The following is a 24,856-nucleotide window of genomic DNA, read 5'->3' as shown; positions in this document are numbered from 1 at the left end:
CGTACGGGCTACGCCGGCCACTCCCGGGCGCGCAGCGGCATCCCGGAGGCCGAGCGGGTCCCGGTGCGCACCGCGAGCACCTGGTTGACCCCGAGCCGGTTGTGCTCGAAGGCGAGCGCCGAGGCGGCCATGTACAGCTGCCAGACCCGGGCCCGCCCGGGCGAGGTCAGCCGTACCGCCTCCTCCCAGTGCTCCTCCAGCCGGGCCACCCAGGCCCGCAGGGTGAGCGCGTAGTGCTCGCGCAGGGCCTCCACGTCGCGGACCTCGAAGCCGGCCCGCTCCAGCTCGCCGACGGTGGTGCCCAGCGGGGACAGCTCCCCGTCGGGGAAGACGTAGGCGTCTATGAAGGCGTCGATCCGGTAGGCCTCCTCGTCGGGCTCGGGGCGCCGCGCGATCTGGTGGTTGAGCAGCCTCCCGCCCGGCCGCAGCAGGCGGTACAGCGTGTGGGCGTACGTGCGGTAGCGCTCGGCGCCGACGTGTTCGGCCATCCCGATGGAGGAGACGGCGTCGTACGGGCCGTCCTTGACGTCGCGGTAGTCCTGGACCCGGATCTCCACGAGGTCGGCCAGACCCTCCTCCGCGACCCGCTTGCGGGCGTAGGCGGCCTGTTCGCGGGAGAGCGTGATCCCGGTGACCTTGGCCCCGTACTCCCGGGCCGCGTGCAGGGCCATCGAGCCCCAGCCGCAGCCGACGTCCAGGAGCCGGTCCCCCGGGCGCAGGGCGAGCTTGCGGCAGACCAGGTCCAGCTTGTCCCGCTGGGCGTCCTCCAGGCTCCCGCCGGGGGTCCAGTAGGCGCAGGAGTACACCATCGACGGGCCGAGCACCCGCTCGTAGAAGGTGTTGCCCACGTCGTAGTGGTGGCTGATGGCCCGCCGGTCGCTGACCTTCGTGTGCCGGGGCTGCCGGGGTCCGCCGCGCCGGCCGGCCTCCTCCGGCGGCGGGGCCGGCTTGGTCCACGGCCGCGCCATGCCCACGAGGCCCCGTACGGCGGCCCGGGCCCGGGGATCGCGGAGCAGGGCGGCGGTCCCCTTCTCCTTGGCCTCCGCCTCGGGCGCGGGCTCGCGGTCCCGCTCCCAGAGCAGTCCGCCGACCCGGTCCAGCAGATCGAACAGGTCCCCGTCGGCGGTGATGTCCCCGGCCACCCAGGCGCGGGCCAGGCCGAGCTCGCCCGGCTTCCACAGGATCCGGCGCAGGGCGCGCCGGTTGTTCAGGACCAGGACGGGTCCGCCGAGCGGGCCGGCCTCGCTGCCGTCCCAGGCCCGGATGCGCACGGGGAGAGGTGCTCCCAGCAGGGTTTCGGCTAAAGCGGCCAGCCGCGGCGCGGCGTCGTTCATGCAAGAACCTCCGACAAGCGACGACAAGCAACAACAAGCGACAACAAGCTCAGACAACCTCAGGCGAGCTCAGACAAGTTCCGACCGCACGGCATACCCGGATCCGGCCTCGAATATGCCGAAGGGGCCGCCCGCACCACGGATGGCGGGCGGCCCCTTCGGGGACACGCTGGGTCGTACTCGTACGCGTACTGCTGTTCCTGCTCGTACCGCTGGCCCTGCCGGTCCTACGGGGTCAGGAGGCCTTGGCCTTCTCGGCCGGGGCCGCGGCGACGGCGGCCGGAGCCGGCGCCGGCTTGGCGGCCTCGTAGAACTCCTCGCGGGGGGTCTCCAGGGCGCCGAGGGAGACGACCTCGCGCTTGAGGAACATGCCGAGGGTCCAGTCGGCGAAGACGCGGATCTTGCGGTTCCAGGTCGGCATGGCCATGCCGTGGTAGCCACGGTGCATGTACCAGGCGAGCCGGCCCTTGAGCTTGATCTTCATCCCGCCCATGACGATCATCGCCACGCCCTTGTGGAGGCCGAGGCCCGCCACCGCGCCCTTGTTGGAGTGCGCGTACTCCTTCTGCGGGAAGCCGCGCATCCCGGAGATGACGTTGTCGCCGAGGACCTTGGCCTGGCGCAGCGCGTGCTGGGCGTTCGGCGGGCACCAGGCGTTCTCCACGCCGGCCTTGCGGGCGGCGAGGTCGGGCACCTGGGCGTTGTCGCCGGCGGTCCAGATGTAGTCCGTGCCCTTGACCTGGAGGGTCGGCTCGGCGTCCACGTGGCCGCGGGGGCCCAGCGGCAGGCCGTAGCGGGCCAGCACCGGGTTGGGCTTGACGCCGGCGGTCCACACGAGGGTGTTGGAGTCGACCTCGAGGCCGTTCTTCAGCACCACGTGGCCGTCCACGCAGGAGTCCATGGAGGTGTTCAGGTAGATCTCGATGCCGCGGGACTCGAGGTGCTCCTTGCCCCAGGTGCCGAGCTTGGGCCCGACCTCGGGAAGGATCTTGTCCGCCGCGTCGACCAGGATGAAGCGCATGTCCTCGCGCTTGATGCTGGTGTAGTACTTCGCGGCGTCGCGGGCCATGTCCTCGACCTCGCCGATCGTCTCGGCGCCGGCGAAGCCGCCGCCGACGAAGACGAAGGTGAGGGCCTTGCGGCGGACGTCCTCGTCCGTCGTGGACTCGGCCTTGTCGAGCTGCTCAAGTACGTGGTTGCGCAGGCCGATGCCCTCTTCCACGCCCTTCATGCCGATGCCCTGTTCGGCGAGGCCGGGGATCGGGAAGGTGCGGGAGATGGCGCCGAGCGCGATCACCAGGTAGTCGAAGGGCAGCTCGTACGCCTCGCCGACCAGCGGCGTGACGACGGCGACCTTGCGGTCCTGGTCGATGTTCGTGACCCGGCCGGTGAGAACCTCAGCCTTGGGCAGCACGCGTCGCAGCGGTACGACGACGTGCCGAGGCGAGATGCTGCCTGCGGCCACTTCGGGGAGGAAGGGCTGGTAGGTCATGTACGAGCGCGGGTCGACGACCGTGACGGTCGCCTCGCCGTAACGCATCTTCTTCATGATGCGCTTGGCTGCGTACAGGCCTACGTACCCACCTCCTACAACGAGGATCCTGGGACGCTCCGTGGTGCTCATGGAACGAGTATCCAGCACCCCAAGGGGTGACGCTCGTGAGCCCCTTCACAAGGACCTGAGGACCCTCTGCTACACTCCGCGGCCCACGTGACCGAGGTCATGGCGCGAAGCGGGAACCAGGGTGTAACGGGAGTCGTTGAACACCAGTCCCGACCTGGCCTCCAGGCCCTCAAGCGGAGTAGACCACAGCCTTCGTGGATACCTACCGCCAGAGGCTCGCGGCGTCCGCCAATCACACGAACTCGAGCAAAAAGAAGGCCCGAGGGGCTCCGGACTCGCCCAAAAGGCTCCTCTGGACCCCTCACAGGCACCTTTTCCTTGTGAAGAACTTCACGAAGTTCATGTGGACGACGGGACCTAAGACCCCCGAACGGCCCTCCGGGACCGCTTTTGCCCCCCGCTGTTGACCCTCGACCTGGTCGAGGCGCCAGGGTCTGGGGCGTGGAGAACGAGATGCGCAGTATCGGCGAGACGGCCCGCGACAGCGGCCTGAGCGTGAGTGCCCTGCGGTTCTACGACGGGGCCGGCGTGCTGGTTCCCGTACGCGTGGATCCGGCGAGCGGGTACCGCTGGTACGGGCCCGAGCAGGTCGAGGAGGCCCGGCTGCTGGCCCGGCTCCGGCGGGCCGGGATGCCCGTGGCGGACATCAGGCTGGTGCTGGCCGGCTGGGCCGGCGCGGACACCGACCTGGTCCGCGGTCTGCTCCGGGCGCACCTGCACCGGCTCGAACGGGGCCTGTCCGATGCGCGCGGCGAGTTCTCCGCGATCCGCGCACTACTCGACCGCAGGGAGAACCCCGTGATCACGTCCATCGGCTCGTCCAACAACGCCTCCACCGGCACGTCCATCGACTCGTCCGGCGGCGCGTCCGTGAGCACGCCCCGTGCCGCCGCCGCCCCGACCGCCCGGCTCACCGTGTCCGGACCCGAGCTGGCCGCCGCCCTGGACGCGGTCCGCTTCGCCGTCGCCGCCGACCCGACGCTGCCGGTGCTCGGCGGGATCCTCTTCGACATCGAGGACGGGGCGCTGCGCGTGGTGGCCACCGACCGGTACCGGCTGGCCGTCGCCCGCGCCGGGGTCACCGGCCACACCGGACCCCGCCTCCAGCTCCTCGTACCCGCCCCGCTCGCGGACGCGATGCGGGCGCTGCTGAGCGACGACGCCCCGGTCCGGCTCACCGTGGACGGCGACCGGGTGGCCCTGGAGACGGAGTCGGCGGACCGCCAGGCGGCCGGCCGGTGCCTGGGCCACGAGTTCCCCGACTACCGCCGCCTCGTCACGCTGCCCGCGGGGCGCCGCGTCCCCGTCGACGTACCGGCCTTCCGCAAGGCCCTGGAAACCGGCCCCGTCCGCCCGGCCGAGCGCGAGCAGGACGGCGCGACCGGCGACGTCAGCGTGCTCAAGGTGACCGACGGGGGCGGGGTGTCCCTCTGCGACGACGGTGAGGAAGATCCGGCCGCGGTCGGCCTGAACCGCACGTTCCTGCTCGACGCCCTCGCCGCCGCAGACCGGGACCGGCTGATCCTGGAGCTCGGCGCCCCGAAGGCCCCCGTGGTGATCCGCCGCCCCGACGACGAGGAGGCGTTCTCGCTCCTGATGCCGGTCCGGCTGGACGTGTGATCGTCCGGACGTGACGGTGCCCCCGGCGGGATCCGCCGGGGGCACCGTGCTCGCGCGCGAGCGCGTGCGCGCGTTCGTACGTTCGTGGGTTCGTGCGTTCGAGCCCGTCGTCAGGCGATGGACCAGGCGATTCCGTCGAGGATGTCGTGCTCCGAGACCAGGACCTCCGAGGCGCCGACCCGCTCCATGATCGCCAGCAGGACCAGGGCGCCCGCGCCGATCACGTCGACCCGGCCCGGGTGCATCACCGGGATGGCCGCGCGCTCCGCGTGCGTCAGCGTCAGCATCCGCTCGCTGACCTCGCGGACCGTCTCGTAGGGGATCCGGGAGTGGTGGATCCGCGCCGAGTCGTACGCCTGAAGGCCCAGCGCGATCGCGGCGACCGTGGTCACCGAGCCGGCCAGGCCCACCAGGGTGCGCGCCTCGGCCAGCGGGACGGTCTCGGAGGCCAGGTCCAGCGCCGCCTCGATGTCGCCCCGTATCGCGGCGATCTGCTCCCCGGTCGGCGGGTCGGTGACGACCCCGTCCACCGTCAGGTGGCGCTCGGTCATCCGGACACAGCCCACGTCGACGGAGCGGGCCGCCCCGACGTGCTCGGCGCCGACCACGAACTCCGTGGAGCCGCCGCCGATGTCCACCACCAGGAAGGGGCGCTCAAGATCGGTGCGGCCGGTCAGCTCACCGGTGGCGCCGGTGAAGGAGAACTCGGCCTCCTGGTCGCCGCTGATCACCTCGGGCTCGACGCCCAGGATGTCCAGGACGCCCCGGACGAACTCGTCGCGGTTCTCGGCGTCCCGGGAGGCCGAGGTCGCCACGAAGCGCACCCGCTCGGCGCCGAGCTCCTTGATGACCGCCGCGTACTCGCGGCAGGCCGCGAAGGTGCGCTCCAGGGCCTCCGGGGCCAGCCGGCCCGTCTTGTCGACGCCCTGGCCGAGCCGGACGACGATCATCCGGCGGTCCAGTTCGATCAGCTCGCCGGTGGCGCGGTCGAGGTCCGCGACGAGGAGCCGGATGGAGTTCGTACCGCAGTCGACGGCCGCGACGCGGGTCACGCGCCGGCCTCCTGCGCCGCGTTCCCTTCGGTCGTCTTCTCTTCGTCCGTCTTCTCTTCGGCCTTCTTCTCGCCGCACGGGGTGACGCAGGCGCCCTTGGCCCACCACTCGGGCAGCATCGCCAGGGCCTCGTCGCCGAACGGGTTCACGCCCGGGCCCGCGGCCAGGGAGTGGCCGACCAGCACGTGCAGGCACTTCACCCGGTCCGGCATGCCGCCGGCGCTCGGGAAGCCCTGGAGCACCTCGATGGCGTCGCGGCGGGTGATGTAGTCCTCGTGCGCGGCCCGGTAGGCATCGGCCAGCTCCGGGTCCACGGCGAGGCGGGCCTGCATCTCCTTCATCACGCCGTTGGCCTCCAGCGTGCCGATCGCACCGGCGGCACGCGGGCAGGTCAGGTAGTACAGCGTCGGGAAGGGGGTGCCGTCGGGGAGCCGCGGGGCGGTCTCCACCACGTCCGGCTGCCCGCAGGGGCAGCGGTGCGCGATCGCGCGCAGCCCGCGCGGGGGGCGGCCGAGCTGTTGTTCGAACGCCTCGATGTCGGCGGCGGTCGGCTCGGTCCGGTCGGTCTGGGGCGGGGGCGTCTGCATGCCTGGAGGAAGTCTTTTCGTTCTCGTGGATGGGTGGGACTCAGTCGCCCGGGCGGTCGGCCTTGTCGACGCCGTCCCAGACGTTGGAGTACCAGGGCCGGTCGGTGGCGGCCTGTCCGCTGCGGCGCTTGTCGGCGCCGTCGGCTCCGGGGTCGGTCATGATGTAGCTGATCTCCCCCGGCCGGACGAAGTGCAGGTGCTTGCGCGCCTGCTGCTCGGCGTACGCGTTGTCCTGCCAGCGGGCCTTCTCGTCGCGCAGCCGTTCCAGCCGGTCCCGCGCGGCGACGGCCTCCTTCTGCTGCTTCGCGATCTCCGAGCGCTGGGACACGTACTGGCGCATCGGATACGCGAGGGCGACGACCAGGGTACAGAGGACGAGGACGAGCAGGGCGGCCCGGCCGGTGAGCCGGCTGCGGCGGACCTGCCGGCGGGACTGCGAGCGGTACACGTGCGCCGCGGTCCGCTCACCGAGCTGCTTGAGCCTGGTCGCGGTCGAGAACGTGGCGAACCGGTCCCGGTTCCCGGCCATTGATCCGCCTCCCCTATATGCGCACGACGCACTACGTCCCCGCACACGGTACGGGACCGAGTGCGGGGACGTAGGGAGGCTTGCGCCCTAAAGGACTGATCAGCCCTTGAAGCGCGGGAACGCGCTGCGACCCGCGTACACCGCGGCGTCGTCGAGGATCTCCTCGATGCGCAGCAGCTGGTTGTACTTGGCGACGCGGTCCGAGCGGGCCGGGGCGCCGGTCTTGATCTGGCCGCAGTTCACGGCGACGGCGAGGTCGGCGATGGTGACGTCCTCGGTCTCACCGGAGCGGTGCGACATCATGCACTTGAAACCGTTGCGCTGGGCCATCTCGACGGCGTCCAGGGTCTCGGTCAGCGAACCGATCTGGTTCACCTTGACGAGCAGGGCGTTCGCCGAGCCCTCTTCGATGCCGCGGGCGAGACGCTCGGGGTTGGTGACGAAGAGGTCGTCGCCGACGATCTGGACCTTCGCGCCCAGCTTGTCGGTGAGGGTCTTCCAGCCCGACCAGTCGTCTTCGTACAGCGGGTCCTCGATGGACACGAGCGGGTACGCGGAGACGAGCTCCTCGTAGTACTCGGTCATCTCGGCGGCCGAGCGGGACTGGCCCTCGAACTCGTACTTGCCGTCCTTGTAGAACTCGGACGCGGCGACGTCGAGCGCGAGCGCGATGTCCTTGCCCGGGACGTAGCCGGCCTGCTTGATGGCCTCGACGATGAGGTCGAGCGCGGCGCGGTTCGACTCCAGGTTCGGCGCGAAGCCGCCCTCGTCGCCCAGACCGGTGGAGAGGCCCTTGGTGTGCAGGACCTTCTTGAGGGTGTGGTAGACCTCGGCACCCCAGCGAAGGGCCTCGGAGAAGGACTCCGCGCCGATCGGGGCGATCATGAACTCCTGGATGTCGACGTTGGAGTCGGCGTGCGACCCACCGTTCAGGATGTTCATCATCGGAACGGGCAGCAGGTGCGCGTTCGGGCCGCCGAGGTAGCGGAAGAGCGGCAGGTCCGAGGCCTCGGACGCGGCGTGCGCGACGGCGAGGGAGACGCCGAGGATGGCGTTGGCGCCGAGGGAGCCCTTGTTCTCGGTGGCGTCCAGGTCGATCATCGCCTGGTCGATCAGGCGCTGCTCGGTGGCGTCGTAGCCGACGAGCTCCGGGCCGAGCTGCTCGATGACGGCGAGGACGGCCTTCTCTACGCCCTTGCCCATGTAGCGGTTGGGGTCACCGTCACGGAGCTCTACGGCTTCGAACGCTCCGGTGGAGGCGCCGGACGGGACTGCAGCACGGCCGGTGCTGCCATCGTCGAGGCCCACCTCGACCTCGACCGTGGGGTTGCCTCGGGAGTCCAGGATTTCCCGGGCTACGACGACGTCGATGGACGGCACGAGCATCTCCTTCTGGGATGTGACGCTGGGTGTGCGGTGGCATGTCAGGCCGTGGGATGGCCTGGCCGCTTAGAGCCTAACCGTCTCCGGGCACTCGGCCAGCCGACCGCCCGGAGGCTGGGACGAAAAAGGGCCTGAATGCCCCTCTTACAGGACATAGGACCCTTGATCATCGGTCTTTCGGAGGCTCCGTCAGACCGGAGGCATCCGCACACAGCACCGCCCGGCGCGAAGGGGGTTGCGCGCCGGGCGGTGGAATTGCGTGGTGGAACTACTGCGCGTCGCGAAAGCGGACACGACCGTTCTCGCAGGTTTCAGCCGGGGTTCAGCTTCGGCCGTGGTCCGGCCTCGGCCCGAGTCCGACTTCGGCCGGAGTCCGGATTCAGCTGAGCTTGAGCTTCTGGCCCGGGAAGATCAGGTCGGCGTCCGAGACGATGTCCTTGTTGAGCTCGTAGAGCTTCTCCCAGCCACCGGTCACGTTGTTCGCGTCGGCGATCGCACCCAGCGTGTCGCCGGACTTGACCGCGTAGGAGCCGTTGCCCGTCTTGGGGGCCTCGGTCTTCGGCGCGGCGGCCGGACGCTCGGAGCGGGTGGTCGGAGCCTCGACGCGCTCGGTCGCCTTCTTCGACTCGACCTTCTTCTCCTGCTTCTTCTCCTGCTTCGGCTGGGTCTTCGGCTTGGAGGGTGCCTCCGCCGAGCCGCCGGTGTAGGAGGAGTTCGACAGGCCCACGCCACAGGACGGCCAGGCGCCCTTGCCCTGGCCCTTGAGGACCTTCTCGGCGATGGCTATCTGCTGGGACTTCGAGGCCTGGTTGGCCTGCGAGGCGTACGCCTTGCCGCCGTACGCGGCCCACGTGGAGGACGAGAACTGCAGGCCGCCGTAGTAGCCGTTGCCCGTGTTGATGGACCAGTTGCCGCCGGACTCGCACGAGGCGACGCGGTCCCACTCGGAAGCGGTCGCGGCCGAGGCGGTACCCGCGGCCATCAGCGGCGCGGCCACGGCGACACCGGCGACGCCGGCGAGCGTGACGATGCGGACGGCCTTGGAGCCACGACGGTGCTTGCCCTTGCCCGAAAGCAGCATGGAGTTCTCCTCACCGACGCCTACGAGGTGAGCTGTCGGGTTCGGGCGAGTGAGTGCCCGGCCGAGCGACCTAGCGCTCGACTTAACCCCTAGCCGGTTCCGTGACCGTCTCTCAACGGCCGGTTCCGGCGCCTACCTTGGTTCCCCCGCTCCTGCCTTCGGCGCTTTACGCGACGAGTGTTCCCTCCGTCCGCCGGCAGGATTCGGCGATGCGGTCGAAGGAGCCCGCGGTGGCGAGCGATTCAGAAGGTAGACAGGTCTCCCCCCGATGTTCAACGAGCGACATCGGGGGGAAACGTGCCTACTTGCGCTCCCCGAAAGGGCGTTTGCGCAGGTGAGGGCGGGGTTTGCGGAACCCTGCGGGCCGGACACGCCAGTTGACCTGAAGAGACACATGTCTCACTTACAGAAAACGGACAATCAGCTGGTTCCGGGCGCCTCAAGTGTCCCTATTGCTGCGTTAGATCCAGGTTCTGACCGGGCTTGATCAGGTCCGCATCGCCGCCGATGACCTGCTCGTTGGCCGCATAGAGACCCTTCCAGCCGCCCTTCACTCCGTTGGCGTCCGCGATCTCGATCAGGCTGTCGCCCTCCTGCACGGTGTACGTCGGTTCCGACGCGGCGTCAGCGGCGGCGGGCGTCTCGACGGCGGCCGCGCCGCGGTGCTTGCCGCCGCCCTCGGTCGCTCCGGGGGTCGCCGGAGCGGTCGGGGAGGCGGACTCGCCGGGTGCGGCCGGAGTCGTCGGGGCCGTGGGATCAACCGGGTTGACCGGATTTGCCGGGTTCGTCGGGTCTGCCGAGTTCCCCGGGTCGGACGGGGTGACCGGAGCCGTCGGGTCGACCGGCAGGGTCGGATCCACGGGCAGGGTCGGATCGACCGGCAGCGTCGGGTCCACGGACGGCGGCGCGGGGGTGGTGGGGTCCGCCGGGCTCGTGGGAGCCGTCGGGTCGCCCGGGAGGCCGGGAGTCGGCGTCTGGAGGTCCGGCGTGGGCATGACGGGCAGTTCGCCCGGCACGCCGATCGGATACTCGGGCAGGACCGAGGCCGAGGAGCTCGGACCCTCCTGCGACGGGGCCCCGAAGTCCGTGGACGTGCTGCCCAAACCGGTGTGGGGCACCGCGTCGTCCGGGCGGGACGGAGCGGGGGCGACGGATCCGGAACCACCGGGCAGGCCCGGGTCCACCACGGCGGCGGGCGCGTCCTGCGTCAGACCGGCCTGCACTCCGCACAGCGGCCACGCCTGGGGGCCCTGGGACGCCAGGACCCGTTCGGCCACGGCGATCTGCTGGGAGCGGCTGGCGAGGTCGGCGCGCTCGGCGAAGTCCAGTCCGCCGGCGCTCTTCCACTGCTCCTGGCTGAACTGCAGCCCGCCGTACGCGCCGCCTCCGAAGTTGGCACTCCATGTGCCACCGCTCTCGCACTCGGCGACCTTGTCCCATGTGGAGGTCTCCGCGGCGCTCGCGCCGGTGGCCGCGAGCAGCGGCAGGGCGAGTGCGGTGCCGGTGACTCCGGCAGTGACGACAAGTGCGGGCACTTGTCGGGGGCGTCTGTGGCGGCCGTTCCCGGAACGCATGAGGCTGCACCTTTCGCATAACGGCGGGGTAACGGCAGAACCTAGCGGCCTTCGAACGCCAGTCACAAGTTTGGGCAGCGAACTGACTTCCGGTCAGGGTGGTTTCAGCTGTTTTGGTGCTTTGATTCGGCCGTGAAGCGGACCGGAAGCGTCCGCAGCCCCCGCATGATGAGCCCGCCCCGCCACCGCAGCTCCCCGACGGGCACGGCCAGTTCCAGATCGGGCAGCCGCGTCAGCAGGGTCGCGAGCGCGGTCTGCCCTTCGAGCCGGGCGAGCGGGGCACCCAGGCAGTAGTGGATGCCGTGCCCGTAACCGAGGTGCTGGTTGTCGGCCCGGGAGAGGTCCAGGGTGTCCGGGTCCTCGAACCGTTCGGGGTCCCGGTCGGCTGCCGCCAGGACCACCAGTACGGGATCTCCCGCCGCGATGGCCTGGCCCCCGAGCTCGAAGGGCTCGGTGGCGAACCGCCAGGTGGCCAGCTCCACGGGGCCGTCGTAGCGCAGCAGCTCCTCCACGCCGGTGGCGAGCAGCCCGCTCTCGCCGGCGGCGAGGGAGAGCTGGAGGCGTTCGCGCTGCTCCGGGTTCATGAAGAGGGAGTGGACCCCGTTGCCGATGAGATTGACCGTGGTTTCGAACCCCGCAAACAGCAGGATGAAGGCCATCGCGGTGGCCTCGGCCTCCGTCAGGTGGTCGCCGTGGTCGCTGGCCCGGATCAGATCGGAGATCAGGTCGTCGCCGAGGTCGTCGCGCTTGCGGTGGATGAGCTCCCCGAGATAGGTGCGCATCTGCTTCACGGACCGGGCCACTCCGCCGCGCGGCCCGCCGCCGTGGCGGATCATCATGCCCGCCCAGTCGCGGAAGTCGTCCTGGTCCTCTCGCGGTACACCGAGCATCTCGCAGATGGCGTAGATGGGGAGCGGGAAGGCGAACTCGTGGATGAGGTCAGCCTCCCCCTTCTCCGCGAACTGATCGATGAGGTGGTCGGTCAACCCCTGCACCCTCGGGATGAACTCGGCGACCCTGCGCGGGGTGAACGCCTTCGACACCAGGCGGCGCAGCCGGGTGTGGTCCGGCGGGTCGATGTTGAGGAGGTGGGTCATCAGCTCGGCCTTGCGCTCGCCCGGGATCCCGGTCCGGCCCTTGGCGTGCGCGGAGCCTTCGTGGTGGGCCGGGTTCTTGCTGAGCCGCTGGTCGGCGAGGGCCTGGCGGGCGTCGGCGTACCGGGTGACGAGCCAGGCCTCGACCCCGCTGGGGAGCGTGGTGCGGTGCACGGGCGCGTGCTCGCGCAGCCAGGCGTACGCCGGGTACGGGTCGGTCGCGAACTCCCAGTCGAACAGGGTCGGCGGCGGGGCGGCTCCGTCCACGGACTGGTCGGCGGCGGGTTCTTCGGGGGCTGCGGAGGTCTGCTCGTGCACCCGGAGACCGTATCCCGCCCGCCGCCCATCACCCCATATGGCCTATTTATCGCGGCTGTCCGTAGATCGGCTCTGGCTTGACCTCACGTTCCCCGGCGTTCCTACTTTCGGTTTTGTGGATGTGAGGATCTTGAAAAGCAGCTTCGCGGTGGTGGAGAGACGGGCCGAGCATGCGGTCAAGTTCTTCTACTCCCACCTGTTCTGGCACAACCCCGGAGTCCGTGATCTCTTCCCGGCCTCCTTCGAAGACATGGAACGACAGCGGGACCGGCTCTTCGCCGCCCTCACCCATGTGATCGCCCACCTGGAGAACGAAACGCTCGTCCCCTATCTCCGCGACCTCGGCCGCGACCACCGCAAGTTCCTGGCGGGGCCCGAGCACTACGCGGCCGTGGGCACCAGCCTCATCGCCGCGCTCGCCGAGGCCTCCGGGTCCGCCTGGCACCCCCAGGCAGAAAAGGCCTGGTCAGAGGCATATCAGGTGATCGCCGACGCGATGATGGCCGGCGCCGCCGACAGCGACGACCCGCCCTGGTGGGACGCGGAAGTGGTACGCCACCTGCTGTACGGGCAGGACATCGGCGTCCTCACCCTCCGCCCGCACACCCCTTTCCCCCATCTCCCCGGCCAGTACGCGAGCGTGAGCAGCGACCGGGTCCCGACGACCTGGCGCACGTACTCCCTGGGGAACGCGCCGCGCGCCGACGGGACGCTCGACCTGCACGTCAGCCGGATCGAGGGGGGCCGCCTCAGCACCGCCCTGATCCGGGAGACACAGCCCGGGGACGTGCTGCGGCTCGGCGCGGCCGGCGGGCAGATGACCTTCCGCCGCGAGGACCGCCCGGTCAGCTTCATCGCCGCCGGCACCGGCTGGGCCCCGGTCCGCGCCATGATGGAGGACCTCGCGGAGCACCCTCCCGATCAGGACGTGCGGCTCTTCGTGGTCGCCCGGGACGCCGCCCACCTCTACGACCGCCCGCTCATCGACGAGTACGCGGCTTCGCTGGCCTGGCTGAGCGTCACCTACATCACCCCCGCCCCCGGTCAGCACCGCAACCAGGCCACCGACCGGCTGGCGACCGCGCTCAGCAACCGCGGGCTCTGGCCCGACCAGGACGTCTACCTCAGCGGTCCGCCGCAGTTCATCCGGGAGACCTCGTACCTCCTGGAGGAGCTCGGCGCCCGCCCCGACCGGATCTTCTACGACTCCGTACCTGCCAGTGGCAAGAGCCACGAGCCGGGAAACCGCCCGATGGGCTTCGGGGAGTGGTTCTTGAACCGGCCCGACCCGCACTGGCACAACCCGTCGGGCCGCGCCCCACGGGAGTACTGAGCGCGCTGGACGTTTTCCAGCGCGACGAGGATTGAACAACAGTTCCCATTTCTTCCAGTGGATATCTCGTATTCTCAGCAAATATCCTGATGCTGTGAAGAAGTTCAAGCCGCAGCTGGGCTTCACCGTCCGCGCGCACAAGCTCGCCCTGGACCCGAACGCAACGGCCAACCGCCGCCTGCATTCACACGGAGGTGGGGCGCGGGCCGCATACAACTGGGCGGTCGTGTACGTCACCACTGTGTGGTGGCAGCGTAAGGCTGAGCAGTCGTACGGCATCCCCGAGGACGAGCTGACTCCGTGGCGATCGTGGTCGCTGCCCTCGCTGCGGAAGGCGTTCAACGAGGACAAGCACAGCAACCCGCACTTCGCCGACTGGTGGGAGGAGAATTCCAAAGAGGCGTACAACACGGGCCTAGCCAACGCTTCAGCTGCGTTCGACAACTTCACGAAGTCGAAGAGCGGCAAGCGCAGGGGCCCGAAGATGGGTGTCCCTCGCTTCAAATTGAAACGGAAGGCACGCCTGACCTGCCGGTTCACCACGGGCACGATCCGCATCGAGCCTGACGGCCGGCACGTCACTCTGCCCAGGATCGGCACCGTCCGCATCCACGAGAACCGAGCCGACCTGCGAGCCCTCATCGACGCGGGGGACATGCGGATCCTCTCCGCGACCGCATGTCTGGACCGAGGCCGCTGGTTCGTGTCCCTTCAGGCCGAGCAGAAACACCAGCTCGGGAAGGTGGCTCGCCCGGACACGGCGGTCGGTATCGACCTCGGTATCAAAACGCTGGCCGTCCTCGCGGACAGCGATGGTGTCCTCAGCGAGGAACCCAACCCACGCCACCTCGACCGCGCCCAGAAACAGCTGCGCCGCGCCAGCCGGATCGCCTCCCGTCGGCGCGGCCCCGACCGGCACTCCGGGCAGAAGGCGTCGAAGCGCTGGGAGAAGGCCAACCAGGCCCGAAACAAGATCCATCACCGGGTCGCGAACCTCCGCGAGGACACCCTCCACAAGATGACGACCCGCCTCGCCTCCAAGTACGGCACGATCGTCGTCGAGAACCTCAACGTCGCCGGCATGGGCCGCAACCGCCGCCTGTCCCGATGTATAGCGGACGCCGCGTTCGGCGAGATCCGACGCCAGCTCACCTACAAAACCCGTCGGCACGGCACCCGCCTCGTCGTGGCCGACCGCTGGTACCCCTCCTCGAAAACCTGCTCCCGCTGCGGTGTGGTGAAAGCCAAGCTGCCCCTCAGCATGCGCGTCTTCGAGTGCGACAACTGCGGCCTCGTCCTCGACCGGGACACGAACGCCGGACGTAACTTGGTCGCTCTAGCGGCCCGCACGACAGGTACCGGAGCGGCCGGAGACCTGGACCCCGCCAAGTCGGAGTCGAAGCCCCGTGGAGCCAACCGCAAGACCCGCACCACCCGCCCGCGCCGCAAGGCCGGACCGGGGCGGGCAGGTGGCGCAATCCCCAGCCCCCGGGCCGGGAAGGAAACGGGTGACCGTCAACAGGACGCCAGCGCGCAACTCGCACTCTGGTGACCCGTTACGGACCATTCCGGTGGAAACACCGGGATTGCTGAGATCACTTGATGATCAAAGCAACGGCTACTCGCCGACGCCCTCGGCCGCACGGATCGCGTCCCGGTAGGTCCGGGCCGCCGCGCGCAGCGCGGTCTCGGGGTCGGTCCCCGCCGCCTCGGCGCGCGCCGCCAGATCCAGCAGTTCGTACCCGACGCCCTCCCCGCGGGGCAGTTCCACGGGCACCTCCCCCGCACGGGCACGGCCCGCCAGCTTGGCCGCGAGCGCGAGACCGGGCTGGCCGAGCGGGATCCCGTCGGTCACCGACTCCCGCTGCTTCTCCACCTGCTTGGTGCGCTGCCAGTGCGCGTTCACGTCCTCCGGGGTTTCCGCGGTCGCGTCGCCGAAGACGTGCGGGTGCCGGTGGATCAGCTTCTCGACGAGGGCCCCTGCCACGTCGTCGATGGAGAACGGCTCGTCCTCTTCACCGGGGCCGCCCTCCTCGGCAATGCGCGCGTGGAAGACCACCTGGAGCAGGACGTCGCCGAGCTCCTCGCGCAGTTCTTCGCGGTCCCCGGCCTCGATGGCCTCGACCAGCTCGTAGGCCTCTTCGATGGCGTACTTCGCCAGTCCCTCGTGCGTCTGCTCCGAGGTCCAGGGGCATTCGCGCCGGACCCGGTCCATGACCTGGACGAGGTCGAGCAGGCGCGCGCCCGGCAGATCGTACGAGCCCGGCAGCAGCTCCAGGTCCGGTACGGCGACCCGGCCCGAGCCGGCGAAGCGGGCCAGCCCGTCGGTGAGCCGCCGGTCTCCCTCGCCGCTGAGCAGGACGACGACCGTCTGCCCGCCGGCGCACTCCTCGATCAGCGCCTGGGCGTCCGGCGTCTCCAGGGCCACGTCGACGCCCGCCTCGCGGAGGTAGGGGAGCTGGACGTGGCCCGGGTCGGCGCACAGCACCCGGTCCGCGGCGTGCAGGGTCTGCCAGGCGGGCCAGGACAGCATGCCGGGGGCCACCCGGTGGCTGGTGGTCAGCAGCACGATGCGGCCGGTGGGCTCGGAGGACACGTCGTCAGTCACCCTCCGAACCTACCTCCCCCGGGCGAGCGGCTAGGCGCCGGCCGGGGGCTGCTCGGGCCGGGTGACCTGGGTGATCCACGGGGTCGAGTGCTCGCCGAGGGTGACCCGCTGGGGGTCCCAGACGCCGTAGCGCGGGTTGACCTCGATGCCGAGCTTGGCCGCGGCCTTCGCGGCGGGCTCGGCGAGCTTGCCCTCGCCGTACTTGGCGTTCAGCTTCTCGAAGAGCACCTGGTCGCGGACCCAGCGCTCGATCTGGTCGGGGGCGACGGCGGCCTTCTGCAAGATCGCCTCCTCGAAGGCCGCGGCCCCGCGGTTGCCCTCGTCGTAGGCCTTGCGGGCCTCCTGGAGGTCCTTGGGGGTGACGGTGATCCCGGCGTCCTTCGCCATCCGGTCGAGGATCCGGCTCTGCAGCATGGTGCTGAGCTTGACCCGGTCGAGCTGCGGGACGGCCGCGATGAGCTCGGCCGCGTGTTCGGAGCGGTTCTGTGCGGTGCGGACGTCGTTCACCTGGGCCTGGAGCGCGGAGGTGGTGATCCGTTCGCCGCCGATCACGGCCGCGGTGCCGGGGCGGGCTTCGCCCGAGCACGCGGACAGCAGAGGGGCCGCCAGGAGCAGGGCGGCGGAAACGGAGAGCGCTGTGCGACGGTGCAAAGGAGCCTCCAGGGCCGGGAGATTGTGCTTCGGTGCACAAGGGCCGTGCGGTGATCGATGTTATGCAGTCGGGGTGATCAGAGCCACTGGTTCGACCAACGATTCCGGGGGTGTTGGGGTTCGCGTCCACCGATGGTCATCCTTCGGCCCATCGGGAGTGCCAGGGTCGGCCCACCATGTCGACTCCGCACCGCTCCCCGCGCCGCCCCGGCCTGCTCGGCTCGGCACTCGCCGCCCTCGTCACGACGGTGGCCGTGTGCGCCGGAGACGCCGTGGCGCGCGTCTTCCCGTACGGGCCGCGTCACCGCAGCATCAACGACCTCGGCAATCAGTTCGTGCCGTTCCACGCGCACCTGTGGGACCTGCTGCACGGGCGGGCCGGGGGCGGGCTGCTGCTGAACTGGCAGTCCGGGTACGGGACCAGCTTCCTGCCCGACTTCGGGACCTATCTGACCAGCCCGTTCGCGGTCCTGGTGGGGCTGTTCCCGCGCCAGGACATCGACCTCGCGGTGTACGTGGTCACGGTGGTCAAGACGGCGGCCGCCGCCGCCGCGATGGCCTGGCTGCTGCGCACCCAGCGGCGCGGGCCGGCGTGGGCGGCGGGGCTGCTCGGGGCCTCGTACGCGCTGTGCGGCTGGTCGGTGATCGAGGCCTCGTACAACCCGATGTGGCTGGACGGGCTGATCGCCTTCCCGCTCCTGTGTCTGACGGGTGAGTGGGCGCTGCGCTCGCGCCGGCCGGTGGTGGCCGTCGTGGTGGTGGCGCTCTGCTGGACGGCGAACTTCTACACCGCCTACATGGCGACGCTGGGCGCGGTCCTGGTGCTGCTGGTCCGGCTGCTCCTCACCCGGAAGGGTGCGGCGCGGCAGCTACGGGTCCTGGTGCGGGCGGCGCTGACGACCACGCTGGGCGTCGCCCTGTCGGCGCCGGTGCTCGTCCCCCTCTTCCTCAGCTCGAAGCAGGCCTACCCGGGGTGGTCCAGGCCGTTCGAGCCGGTGGCGACCGAGGACCTGCTGTCCCGGCTGCTGCCCGCCACCTACTCCTTCTCCTCCCCCGCCCTGTTCATCGGCACCGGGACCCTGCTGCTCGTGGCGGCCCTGCCCTTCCACCGGGCTCTGGCGGGGCGGGATCGGCTGGTGTGGACGGGGCTCGTCCTGCTGGTGCTGCTGTCCTTCCAGTGGATGCCGACGCACCTGGCCTGGCACCTCTTCGCGACGCCCAACGGCAGCGCGTACCGGCAGACCTTCGTGCTGGCCGGGATCGTGGTGATGGCCGCCTGGGCGGGGCTGGCGGCCGGCCCGCCCGGGGCGCGGGCGCTGGCGGGCGGCGCGGCGGTCCTGGCGGTCGTGCTGCTCGCGGCGAGCGGGAGCACGCTCACGACCTCGTGGGGGCTCGCCCTCTTCGGCGGCGGCCTGGCCCTGGCGGGCTGCGCCTGGTGGGCGCTGCGCCACCGGCGCCTGGTCCTGCCGGCGGCGGCCGTGCTGGCGCTGGTCCTGCTGGCCCAGGCGGCGGCGACCACCGCCCAGGGGCATCGGGGCAAGCTGGGGGACCTGGACGACTACCCGGTGTGGGGCGCGGCGCACTCCGCGCGCGCCGGGGCCCTGGAGGACGCCGAGGGCTGGCCCGCGTACCGCACGGACGCCGGGCGGCCGGCGCTGACGGGCAACGACCCGATGCTGCTGGGCGGGGAGGGCGGCGCGTACTACAGCAGCCACACCCCGGACCTGTTCACGCGGACCATGGCGGCCCTCGGGGCGGGCTGGACCTCGCGCGGCCGCAATGTGCAGAGCATCGACAACCCGGTGACGGACGCCGTGTTCTCCGTCGGCGCCCGGCTGCAGCCCGACGGCACGGTGACCCGCGCCGAGGTCCCGCCGCTGGTCACGGTCCGCCCGCCGGGCCCGGAACCGGTGTACGGGGCCTCGCCCCTCGCCAACCAGGAGCTGCTGCTGGGCGCGCGGGTCTACGAGGATCCGCTCTCCCCCGGGGTCTGCCGGGCGGGGACGGAGGCCTTCCTGTGGGCTCCCGAGTACAACGGGACGGCCCGCCGCGCGGACGGCCCGGCCTTCCGGCTGAGCGCCCACACGTCGCGCAACAGGGCCGCCCTGCAACCCCTGGGGGTCTCCCGCGGCGCGGCCTCGGCGCTGGTCTTCGGGGAGGCGGCGCCGGCGCAGTGGCAGCTGTCCTGTCTGGACCGCTCCCTGCTGACGGCGGCCGTCGACCGGCTGCGCGCCACGGCGGCGGTGTCCGTGCGGGTCGGGTCCTCGGGCGTCCGTGCGGTGCTCCCGCCGGGCAGCACGGGCACGGCGGTGCTCTCCGCCCCCGCGATCGCGGGCTGGACCTGCAACGGACGCCCGGCCGCCTCCCGGCTGGGTCTGGTCGCGATCCCGCTGGACGGCCGCACCACCAGCGTGAACTGCACCTTCCGGCCCCCGGGCCTCGTCGCGGGCGCAGCGGTCGCCGCGGCGGCCCTGCTGGTCCTGGCGGCCCTGCTGGGGCTGCCCGGCCGACCCGGACCGCTCGCGGCGGGCCGGCGGCGTCGGCGCGGGCCGGCCCTGCCGGAGGGCCGGCTCGACCTGCCCCGGCCCGGGCACCGGCACGACCTGCCCCGGCCGGAGCGTCAGCGGACCTGAAGCGGCCTGAGCCTCAGCGGACCTGACCCAGCCAGAGCAGGGTGCGCCGGACCTCCTCGGTGAAGGGGTGGTTCGGGCCGTGCAGGCGTTCCGCGTCGAAGAGGAGGCGGGCCAGGGTGTCGTGGGCCGCCGGGCGGTCGCCGAGGGAGAGCAGCAGGTGCGCTATGCGGCGGCGGACCTCCAGCGGGAGGCCCGGGTCCGGGTTCGCGTAGTGGTTCTCGAAGAGCGGCAGCAGCGCGCGGTACTCGGCGAGGGCGGCCCCCGGTTCGCCGAGCTGTTCCAGGCACTGGGCCGCGTCGTAGCGGAAGCGCAGGGACTGCGGGTCGCCGGCCGGGAACTCCTCCGCGAGCCGGCGCAGTTCGGGCAGGGCGCGGCGGTACTGGCCGTCGTCCATCAGCGTGGCCGCGTACTGCTTGCGCAGGGAGCGCACCACCGGCGAGTGCGCGCCGTGCTGCTCGGCCGCCGCCGGGAGGATGCCGCCGAGGATGTCGACCGCCTGGGTGAGCCTGCCCTGGTCGAGGAGCTTCTTGGCCTCCTCCACGGCCGCCGGGACGTCCGGCCGTGCCGGCGGGGGCGGGGTGGCCGGCCGGGGCGGGATCACGTGGGCGCGGTCGGGCCAGGGGGCCTGCGGGCGCAGGAAGGGCCGGGTCGGGTCGAGGGGGCCGGTGGGGGCGCCCGAGCCGTGGTGGGGCAGCAGCGGCACGAGGGAGGCGTACACCGCCTGCGCGGAGGCGGGCCGGTCCTGCGGGTCCTTGGCCAGCAGGCTCAGGAGTACGGCCTCCAGCTGCTGCGGGACCTCGGGGCGCAACTGGCGCACCGGGAGCGGGGGTTCGTACAGGTGGCGGTGGAGCACCCCGAGCGCGGTGGAGCCGGCGAAGGGGACGTTGCCGGACAGCAGCTCGTACAGGACCACGCCGAGCGCGTAGAGGTCGGTGTGCGGGCCGACGGCCCCGCCCATGGCCTGTTCGGGGGCCATGTACGCGGGGCTGCCGATCGGCGAACCGGTGCTGGTGAGGCGGGTGGTGTCGGTGTCCATCACGGAGGCGACACCGAGGTCCAGGACCAGCACGGTCCCGTCGGGGCGGACCATGACGTTGCGCGGCTTCAGGTCCCGGTGGACGATCGGCACCGCGTGCACCGCCGACAGCACCGAGCACAGCTGCGCGATCACCGAGACCGCCCAGGGCCACGGGTACGGGTCGTGCTCGGCGAGGTGGTCGGCGAGGTCGGCGCCCTCCACGTACTGCATGACGAGGTACAGCTCGTCCCCGTCACTGCCCGCGTCGTGCACGGTGACCAGCCCGGGGTGGTCCACCTGGGCGGTGACCCGGCATTCGCGCACGAAGCGCCGGCGCAGCTCCTCGGCCACGGAGCCGGGGCCCGCCACCTTGTCGGGGCGCAGCAGTTTGACGGCGACGCGGCGGTCCAGTCGCCGGTCGTACGCCGTCCAGACCTGGCCCATGCCGCCCTGGCCGAGGATGGTGGCGAGCTGGTAGCGGTCGCCGATGAGCCGTTCCGTCACGGGCGGGGGCCCTCGTTGTGGGGCGGCTGCTGCTTGCGCAGGAGCTCGCTGAGCTCGTCGAGTTCGGCGCGGACCTGCCCGATGCGCGGGGGCGGGGTCGGGGCGGGCGCGGACTCGGGGGCCTGCTGCGGGGCGGGCTGCTGCGGCTGCAGCGGGTGGTGCTGCGGGGTGGTCTGGGCCATCGGCGGGTATCCGTAGGCGGGCCCGGTCTGCTGCTGGGGCGGTACGTAGGGGGAGGCGGGCGGCGGGTACCAGCCGGCGGCGGGCTGCGCCTTCTGCGCCTCGAAGTGCCGGATGTCGGCGACGAGGTAGTAGATGCACACCGCGAGGCCGTTCAGGAGCGTGCCGAAGGCTCCCGCGTTGCCCTGCCAGGCGCTGGCGTCGGGGGTCGGGTCCGCGCCGATCAGGGCCAGCGACAGGACCTCGGCCGCGCCACAGGCCGCGAGCAGCCACCAGTCCCGGGGTTTGCGGGTCACGAGCGCGAGCCGCAGCATCGTCCCCCAGGCGAGGAACCCGCAGCTCAGGATGGGCAGCAGCGCGAACAGTACGCGCAGCGCCACCACGCCCCCGGTACTGGGCTGGTGACCGTGGGGCGGCGGGGTGCCGGGGCCGTGCATCGCTGCTCCTGACGGGCCGTGCGGAGGAAGGGCGGAGAAGGGGCTGAGAAGGGCTGGGAAGTGCGGAGGATTCCGGCTCTGAGGGTATACAGCGTTCCCGTCCGGGAGTGAGGGGATGCGCTCAACCGTTGTACGGTCGCAGCCCGGCCGGGCCCGGGCCGGGGCGCGTCTTTCGGATCGGGCCGGACCGGCCGCGGCGGCGGACACCGCGGGCCCGGCCCGATCCGGGGACACGCCCTGAGCCCGCGCGCTCATTCCGGCCGGACCGTACCGTCCGACAGCCCGTCGTACAGCCCCTGTACGAGCTGCTCCCCGAGCCGGGCGGCCAGCCTCAGGGCGTCCTCGAACTCGGCGAGCGCCCGGAACCGCGCCCCGTAGACCTCCTGCTCGGTCCGTGGCAGCCGGGGCAGTTCGAGGCGGCGCACGTCGAGCCGGGTCGTGGTGGAGGCGTGGCTGCTGGCGCGGCGGTTGTTGGCGGTGGCGCGCAGGAAGCCGGCCAGGAACCAGGGGTCCAGCGCGGCCGGGTCGGGCCGCAGCAGCTGCAGGCCCCGGCCGAGCGCCGCCCCGGCGGTGGCCGCGTCGACGACGCGGGCCACGCCCGCGCCTCCGGTGAGCGGGACGACGACGTCGCCGGGCGCGGTGAGCAGCGGCGTCTCCGTGGCGTCGGCCAGGGTGCCGGAGGGTCCGGTCCCGGCGCTCACGTCGTGCTCGGTCAGGACGGGGGCCCGGCCCGCGCCGCTGCCGTTGCCCGTGTACAGGAGCAGGGCTCCGGCGCGGGCGAGTTCGCCGACGGTGGTCATCGGCAGCCGGGCGGGCGCCGCGGCGGTCCGGTCCGGGGAGGCGGCGGGCGGGGCCGGCGGGGTGAGCCGGGCCGCGCGGGTCAGCGTCGAGTCCAGGCGGTCCCGTACGGCGGTCAGCTCGGCCACGCCGCCGCCGGCGGCGGGCGGCGGCAGGTGGCGGGCCGGGGTCAGGTCCACATCGTCGTCGAGCAGGTCCACGACGGGCACCACGCGGCGCACGCCCGGGACGTCGGGGGCCGGGCCGCCGCGCTCGTACGCCGTCCAGGCCTCCTCCACCGCGCCGTGCACGGCGGCCCAGCCGGCCCGCCCGGGACCCGTTCCGGGCCCGTCGGCGAGTGCGGCGGTGTCCACGAGGAGCAGCCCGGCGGGGGGCGCCGCGTACGGGGCGGGCCTGCGCAGCACCCACAGGTGCAGCGGGATCCCGTACGGGGGCGCGGCGCCGGCCGGGAGGGCGACGACGGCCCGCAGGGCGCCCCGGCGCAGCAGGTCGGCCCGGATGCGGCGGCCGGAGCGGCGGGCGGCGGCGGCGGGCGGCATCAGCAGGACGGCGGTACCGCCCTCGCGCAGGTGGGCCAGGGCGTGCTGGACCCAGGCGAGTTCGGATTCGGCGCGGGGCGGCAGTCCGTACTCCCAGCGCGGGTCGTAGGCCAGTTCCTCGTGGCCCCAGTTGCGTTCGTTGAACGGCGGGTGGCAGAGCACGGCGTCGACCGGTTCGGCGGCGGGGGGCGCGAAGGCGTCGGCGCGCAGGCTGTCGGCGGCCGCCGCGCGGACCGGTGCGTCCGACTGCAGGGCGAGGCGCAGGGCGGCGAGGGAGGCGAGCTCGGGCGAACTGTCCTGCGCGTGGCGGGCGGTGGCCTCGGGGACGGCACGCAGCAGGGTGCCGGTGCCGCAGGCGGGGTCCAGGACGGTCCGGACGGAGGGTCCGGCGAGGGTGGCCATGAGGGTGGCGAGCCCGTCCGGAGTGAGCGTGTACTGCCGGGGGTTGGCTTCGAGATGGCGGCCGAGCAGGAACTCGAAGGCCCCTTTGGTGCCGAGTTCGGCTGCGAGCTCGGCGGCGGCCCGCAGGAAGGGCATCGCGGCGGGCCGCAGGGGTCCGGTGGCTCCGAGCGGGTGCCCGGGCCCGAACCGCAGGGCGAGCACCCGGTCGACGGCGGGCGCCAGCAGGGTGGCCATCCGCGCGTCGGAGACGGCCGAGACCTCCAGCCACTCCATGGGCCGGTCCCGTACGAGCAGCAGCGCGCTCCCGGCTTTGACGAGCGCGGCCACGGAGCCGCCGGGGTGGGAGGCGACGTACTGCCAGACGCGTTCGCGCAGCGGGACTTCGGCGAGCTTGCCCTGGGCCCGGAGCCAGTCGGTGACCTCCGCCAGTGCGAAGGAGGGGCTGGTCTCGGTGCCGCCGACGGGGCGGGGGAAGTCGGCATGCCGGCGGCGCCAGTTGCTCACGGCGGCGCGGCCGACTCCCGCGAGGCGGGCGATCTCGGCGGCGGTGACTTCGGGGGTGGTGACTTCGGCGGCGGCTTCAGGGGGGGACGGGGTGGACGGGGCGGCTGGGGCCTCGGTGGGGGGCTTCTGCTCCGGCATGTGCGCGAGCATACAGCTGCAAAGAGGAGAGACCCATTCACAGTGTGAATTTAACAATCTCTCAGAAACTTGTTGACTCGGTTCACAGGCTCTGCTGTGATGATCGCACCGAACAGGCAGTCCGATCAGGCAGGAGTTACACATGTCCCACACCACGCGCACCAGTTGGATCGCCCGCACCTCCCGCACCAAGATCCTGACGGGCTGCGGCGCGGCCATCGCCCTGGTGACGCTCACCGCGTGCGGCGGCGCCGAGACCACCGCCGACAAGGGCGCCGGCACGGCCGCTTCGAAGCCGCCGAAGGCGAGCAGCAGCGCCCCCGCCGCCGACACGGGCAAGTCGAAGGCGGCCATCAAGGGCTCCGGCACGTTCCAGGTCGGCTCCGACGTCCAGCCCGGCCTCTACCGCTCGGCCGGCAACAAGGCCGACGACAACTGCTACTGGGAGCGCGCCAAGGACTCCAAGGGCGAGGCGGATTCCATCCTCGACAACTCCAACGTCGTGGGCCTCTCGTACGTGGCCATCGCCGCCACCGACAAGATCTTCAAGACCGAGGGCTGCAAGGGCTGGGAGCTCGTGGACCCGAAGGCCACCGGCACCCCGAAGGCCGAGATCTCCGGCAAGGCCGGCATGCTCAAGATCGGCGTCGACATCGCCCCGGGCACCTACAAGTCCGCCGGCTCCACCGAAGACGGCAGCGGCTGCTACTGGGAGCGCACCAAGGACGCGTCGGGCAGCATCGACACGATCATCGCCAACGAGAACCCCGAGGGCCAGGCCGTCGTGACGATCGCCGCCGGGGACGGCTTCTTCGCGACCGTCGACTGCCAGGACTGGAAGAAGTCCGGCTGACCTTCCCGGTCCACCCCGCTTGCGGAGCACCCGGCTCCGGTTGCCCTCCCGGCCCCGGCTAC

19 protein-coding genes and 1 riboswitch are annotated in these 24,856 nt (G+C 72.0%); of the genes, 5 read left to right on the top strand and 14 right to left on the bottom strand.

Annotation, left to right across the window (positions count from 1 at the left end):
* Positions 1-8 precede the first annotated feature (8 nt).
* Complete coding sequence (locus tag OG276_RS22635; protein WP_266908161.1) at positions 9-1,334, bottom strand: cyclopropane-fatty-acyl-phospholipid synthase family protein; 1,326 nt, start codon at positions 1,332-1,334, stop codon at positions 9-11.
* Positions 1,335-1,569: 235 nt separating this feature from the next.
* Positions 1,570-2,958 (bottom strand): NAD(P)/FAD-dependent oxidoreductase, encoded by a 1,389-nt coding sequence (locus OG276_RS22630; protein ID WP_266908159.1) that lies wholly within the window; start codon positions 2,956-2,958, stop codon positions 1,570-1,572.
* Between the two features lie 453 nt (positions 2,959-3,411).
* Between OG276_RS22630 and OG276_RS22625 the strand changes: the two genes are divergently transcribed.
* On the top strand, positions 3,412-4,578 hold the full coding sequence (locus OG276_RS22625; protein ID WP_266908157.1) for a MerR family transcriptional regulator: 1,167 nt from the start codon (positions 3,412-3,414) through the stop codon (positions 4,576-4,578).
* Between the two features lie 110 nt (positions 4,579-4,688).
* Here the strand turns inward: OG276_RS22625 and OG276_RS22620 are convergent, their stop codons facing one another.
* The 7 genes from OG276_RS22620 to OG276_RS22590 form a co-directional block, all read right to left on the bottom strand.
* A complete protein-coding gene (locus tag OG276_RS22620) occupies positions 4,689-5,630 on the bottom strand; it encodes a Ppx/GppA phosphatase family protein (RefSeq protein WP_266908155.1) in 942 nt (313 codons plus the stop codon).
* On the bottom strand, positions 5,627-6,217 hold the full coding sequence (locus OG276_RS22615; RefSeq protein WP_266908154.1) for a DUF501 domain-containing protein: 591 nt from the start codon (positions 6,215-6,217) through the stop codon (positions 5,627-5,629). Before OG276_RS22615 ends, OG276_RS22620 begins: the two co-directional genes overlap by 4 nt.
* A gap of 40 nt (positions 6,218-6,257) precedes the next feature.
* Positions 6,258-6,746 carry a septum formation initiator family protein gene (locus OG276_RS22610; protein ID WP_266908152.1) on the bottom strand — a complete coding sequence of 163 codons (489 nt, stop codon included), beginning with the start codon at positions 6,744-6,746 and terminating at the stop codon, positions 6,258-6,260.
* Between the two features lie 99 nt (positions 6,747-6,845).
* Positions 6,846-8,132 (bottom strand): phosphopyruvate hydratase, encoded by a 1,287-nt coding sequence (gene eno / locus OG276_RS22605; RefSeq protein WP_266908150.1) that lies wholly within the window; start codon positions 8,130-8,132, stop codon positions 6,846-6,848.
* A gap of 376 nt (positions 8,133-8,508) precedes the next feature.
* On the bottom strand, positions 8,509-9,210 hold the full coding sequence (locus tag OG276_RS22600) for a transglycosylase family protein (RefSeq protein WP_266908148.1): 702 nt from the start codon (positions 9,208-9,210) through the stop codon (positions 8,509-8,511).
* Positions 9,211-9,212: 2 nt separating this feature from the next.
* A riboswitch (cyclic di-AMP (ydaO/yuaA leader) is annotated at positions 9,213-9,384 on the bottom strand.
* Positions 9,385-9,659: 275 nt separating this feature from the next.
* Positions 9,660-10,784, bottom strand: coding sequence for a transglycosylase family protein (locus OG276_RS22595; protein ID WP_266908146.1), 1,125 nt, complete (start codon positions 10,782-10,784; stop codon positions 9,660-9,662).
* 104 nt (positions 10,785-10,888) lie between these two features.
* Positions 10,889-12,145: a cytochrome P450 gene (locus OG276_RS22590; protein ID WP_266913024.1), complete on the bottom strand. Its 1,257-nt coding sequence runs from the start codon at positions 12,143-12,145 to the stop codon at positions 10,889-10,891.
* Positions 12,146-12,344: 199 nt separating this feature from the next.
* Between OG276_RS22590 and OG276_RS22585 the strand changes: the two genes are divergently transcribed.
* Together OG276_RS22585 and tnpB are read left to right on the top strand one after the other, a co-directional pair.
* Positions 12,345-13,529 carry a globin domain-containing protein gene (locus OG276_RS22585; protein ID WP_323182358.1) on the top strand — a complete coding sequence of 395 codons (1,185 nt, stop codon included), beginning with the start codon at positions 12,345-12,347 and terminating at the stop codon, positions 13,527-13,529.
* A 31-nt stretch (positions 13,530-13,560) separates the two neighbouring features.
* Entirely contained in the window at positions 13,561-15,081 is a 1,521-nt protein-coding gene (tnpB, locus tag OG276_RS22580; RefSeq protein WP_266908143.1) for an IS607 family element RNA-guided endonuclease TnpB, read from the top strand.
* Positions 15,082-15,147: 66 nt separating this feature from the next.
* On the opposite strand, the gene OG276_RS22575 is transcribed toward tnpB, so the two are convergent.
* The gene (locus OG276_RS22575; RefSeq protein WP_266913022.1) at positions 15,148-16,125 is read right to left on the bottom strand and encodes a nucleoside triphosphate pyrophosphohydrolase; all 978 of its coding nucleotides are present in this window, start codon (positions 16,123-16,125) and stop codon (positions 15,148-15,150) included.
* A gap of 42 nt (positions 16,126-16,167) precedes the next feature.
* Positions 16,168-16,788 (bottom strand): SurA N-terminal domain-containing protein, encoded by a 621-nt coding sequence (locus OG276_RS22570; protein ID WP_266908142.1) that lies wholly within the window; start codon positions 16,786-16,788, stop codon positions 16,168-16,170.
* Positions 16,789-16,964: 176 nt separating this feature from the next.
* On the opposite strand from OG276_RS22570, the gene OG276_RS22565 reads away from it, so the two are divergent.
* Positions 16,965-19,421 (top strand): YfhO family protein, encoded by a 2,457-nt coding sequence (locus OG276_RS22565; RefSeq protein ID WP_266908140.1) that lies wholly within the window; start codon positions 16,965-16,967, stop codon positions 19,419-19,421.
* A 13-nt stretch (positions 19,422-19,434) separates the two neighbouring features.
* Here the strand turns inward: OG276_RS22565 and OG276_RS22560 are convergent, their stop codons facing one another.
* The 3 genes from OG276_RS22560 to OG276_RS22550 all read right to left on the bottom strand — a co-directional run bounded on the left by OG276_RS22560 (position 19,435) and on the right by OG276_RS22550 (position 23,941).
* Positions 19,435-20,943: a serine/threonine-protein kinase gene (locus OG276_RS22560; RefSeq protein WP_266908138.1), complete on the bottom strand. Its 1,509-nt coding sequence runs from the start codon at positions 20,941-20,943 to the stop codon at positions 19,435-19,437.
* Complete coding sequence (locus OG276_RS22555; RefSeq protein ID WP_266908136.1) at positions 20,940-21,560, bottom strand: hypothetical protein; 621 nt, start codon at positions 21,558-21,560, stop codon at positions 20,940-20,942. The genes OG276_RS22560 and OG276_RS22555 overlap by 4 nt, the downstream gene beginning before the upstream one ends.
* 251 nt (positions 21,561-21,811) lie before the next feature.
* Entirely contained in the window at positions 21,812-23,941 is a 2,130-nt protein-coding gene (locus tag OG276_RS22550; protein WP_266908134.1) for an N-6 DNA methylase, read from the bottom strand.
* Positions 23,942-24,083: 142 nt separating this feature from the next.
* Between OG276_RS22550 and OG276_RS22545 the strand changes: the two genes are divergently transcribed.
* A complete protein-coding gene (locus OG276_RS22545) occupies positions 24,084-24,794 on the top strand; it encodes a hypothetical protein (protein ID WP_266908132.1) in 711 nt (236 codons plus the stop codon).
* The last annotated feature ends 62 nt before the right edge of the window (positions 24,795-24,856 follow it).

This window comes from Streptomyces sp. NBC_00086 (assembly GCF_026343255.1).
Taxonomy (GTDB): Bacteria; Actinomycetota; Actinomycetes; order Streptomycetales; family Streptomycetaceae; genus Streptomyces.
This window is presented reverse-complemented; position numbering and strand designations above follow the sequence as displayed.

Excerpts from the sequence above, each read along its gene's own strand:
- OG276_RS22635 (WP_266908161.1), bottom strand. The coding sequence starts at position 1,334 with ATGAACGACGCCGCGCCGCGGCTGGCCGCTTTAGCCGAAACCCTGCTG.
- OG276_RS22630 (WP_266908159.1), bottom strand. The coding sequence starts at position 2,958 with ATGAGCACCACGGAGCGTCCCAGGATCCTCGTTGTAGGAGGTGGGTAC.
- OG276_RS22625 (WP_266908157.1), top strand. The coding sequence starts at position 3,412 with ATGCGCAGTATCGGCGAGACGGCCCGCGACAGCGGCCTGAGCGTGAGT.
- OG276_RS22615 (WP_266908154.1), bottom strand. The coding sequence starts at position 6,217 with ATGCAGACGCCCCCGCCCCAGACCGACCGGACCGAGCCGACCGCCGCC.
- OG276_RS22610 (WP_266908152.1), bottom strand. The coding sequence starts at position 6,746 with ATGGCCGGGAACCGGGACCGGTTCGCCACGTTCTCGACCGCGACCAGG.
- eno (WP_266908150.1), bottom strand. The coding sequence starts at position 8,132 with ATGCTCGTGCCGTCCATCGACGTCGTCGTAGCCCGGGAAATCCTGGAC.
- OG276_RS22600 (WP_266908148.1), bottom strand. The coding sequence starts at position 9,210 with ATGCTGCTTTCGGGCAAGGGCAAGCACCGTCGTGGCTCCAAGGCCGTC.
- OG276_RS22595 (WP_266908146.1), bottom strand. The coding sequence starts at position 10,784 with ATGCGTTCCGGGAACGGCCGCCACAGACGCCCCCGACAAGTGCCCGCA.
- OG276_RS22565 (WP_266908140.1), top strand. The coding sequence starts at position 16,965 with ATGTCGACTCCGCACCGCTCCCCGCGCCGCCCCGGCCTGCTCGGCTCG.
- OG276_RS22555 (WP_266908136.1), bottom strand. The coding sequence starts at position 21,560 with ATGCACGGCCCCGGCACCCCGCCGCCCCACGGTCACCAGCCCAGTACC.
- OG276_RS22550 (WP_266908134.1), bottom strand. The coding sequence starts at position 23,941 with ATGCCGGAGCAGAAGCCCCCCACCGAGGCCCCAGCCGCCCCGTCCACC.
- OG276_RS22545 (WP_266908132.1), top strand. The coding sequence starts at position 24,084 with ATGTCCCACACCACGCGCACCAGTTGGATCGCCCGCACCTCCCGCACC.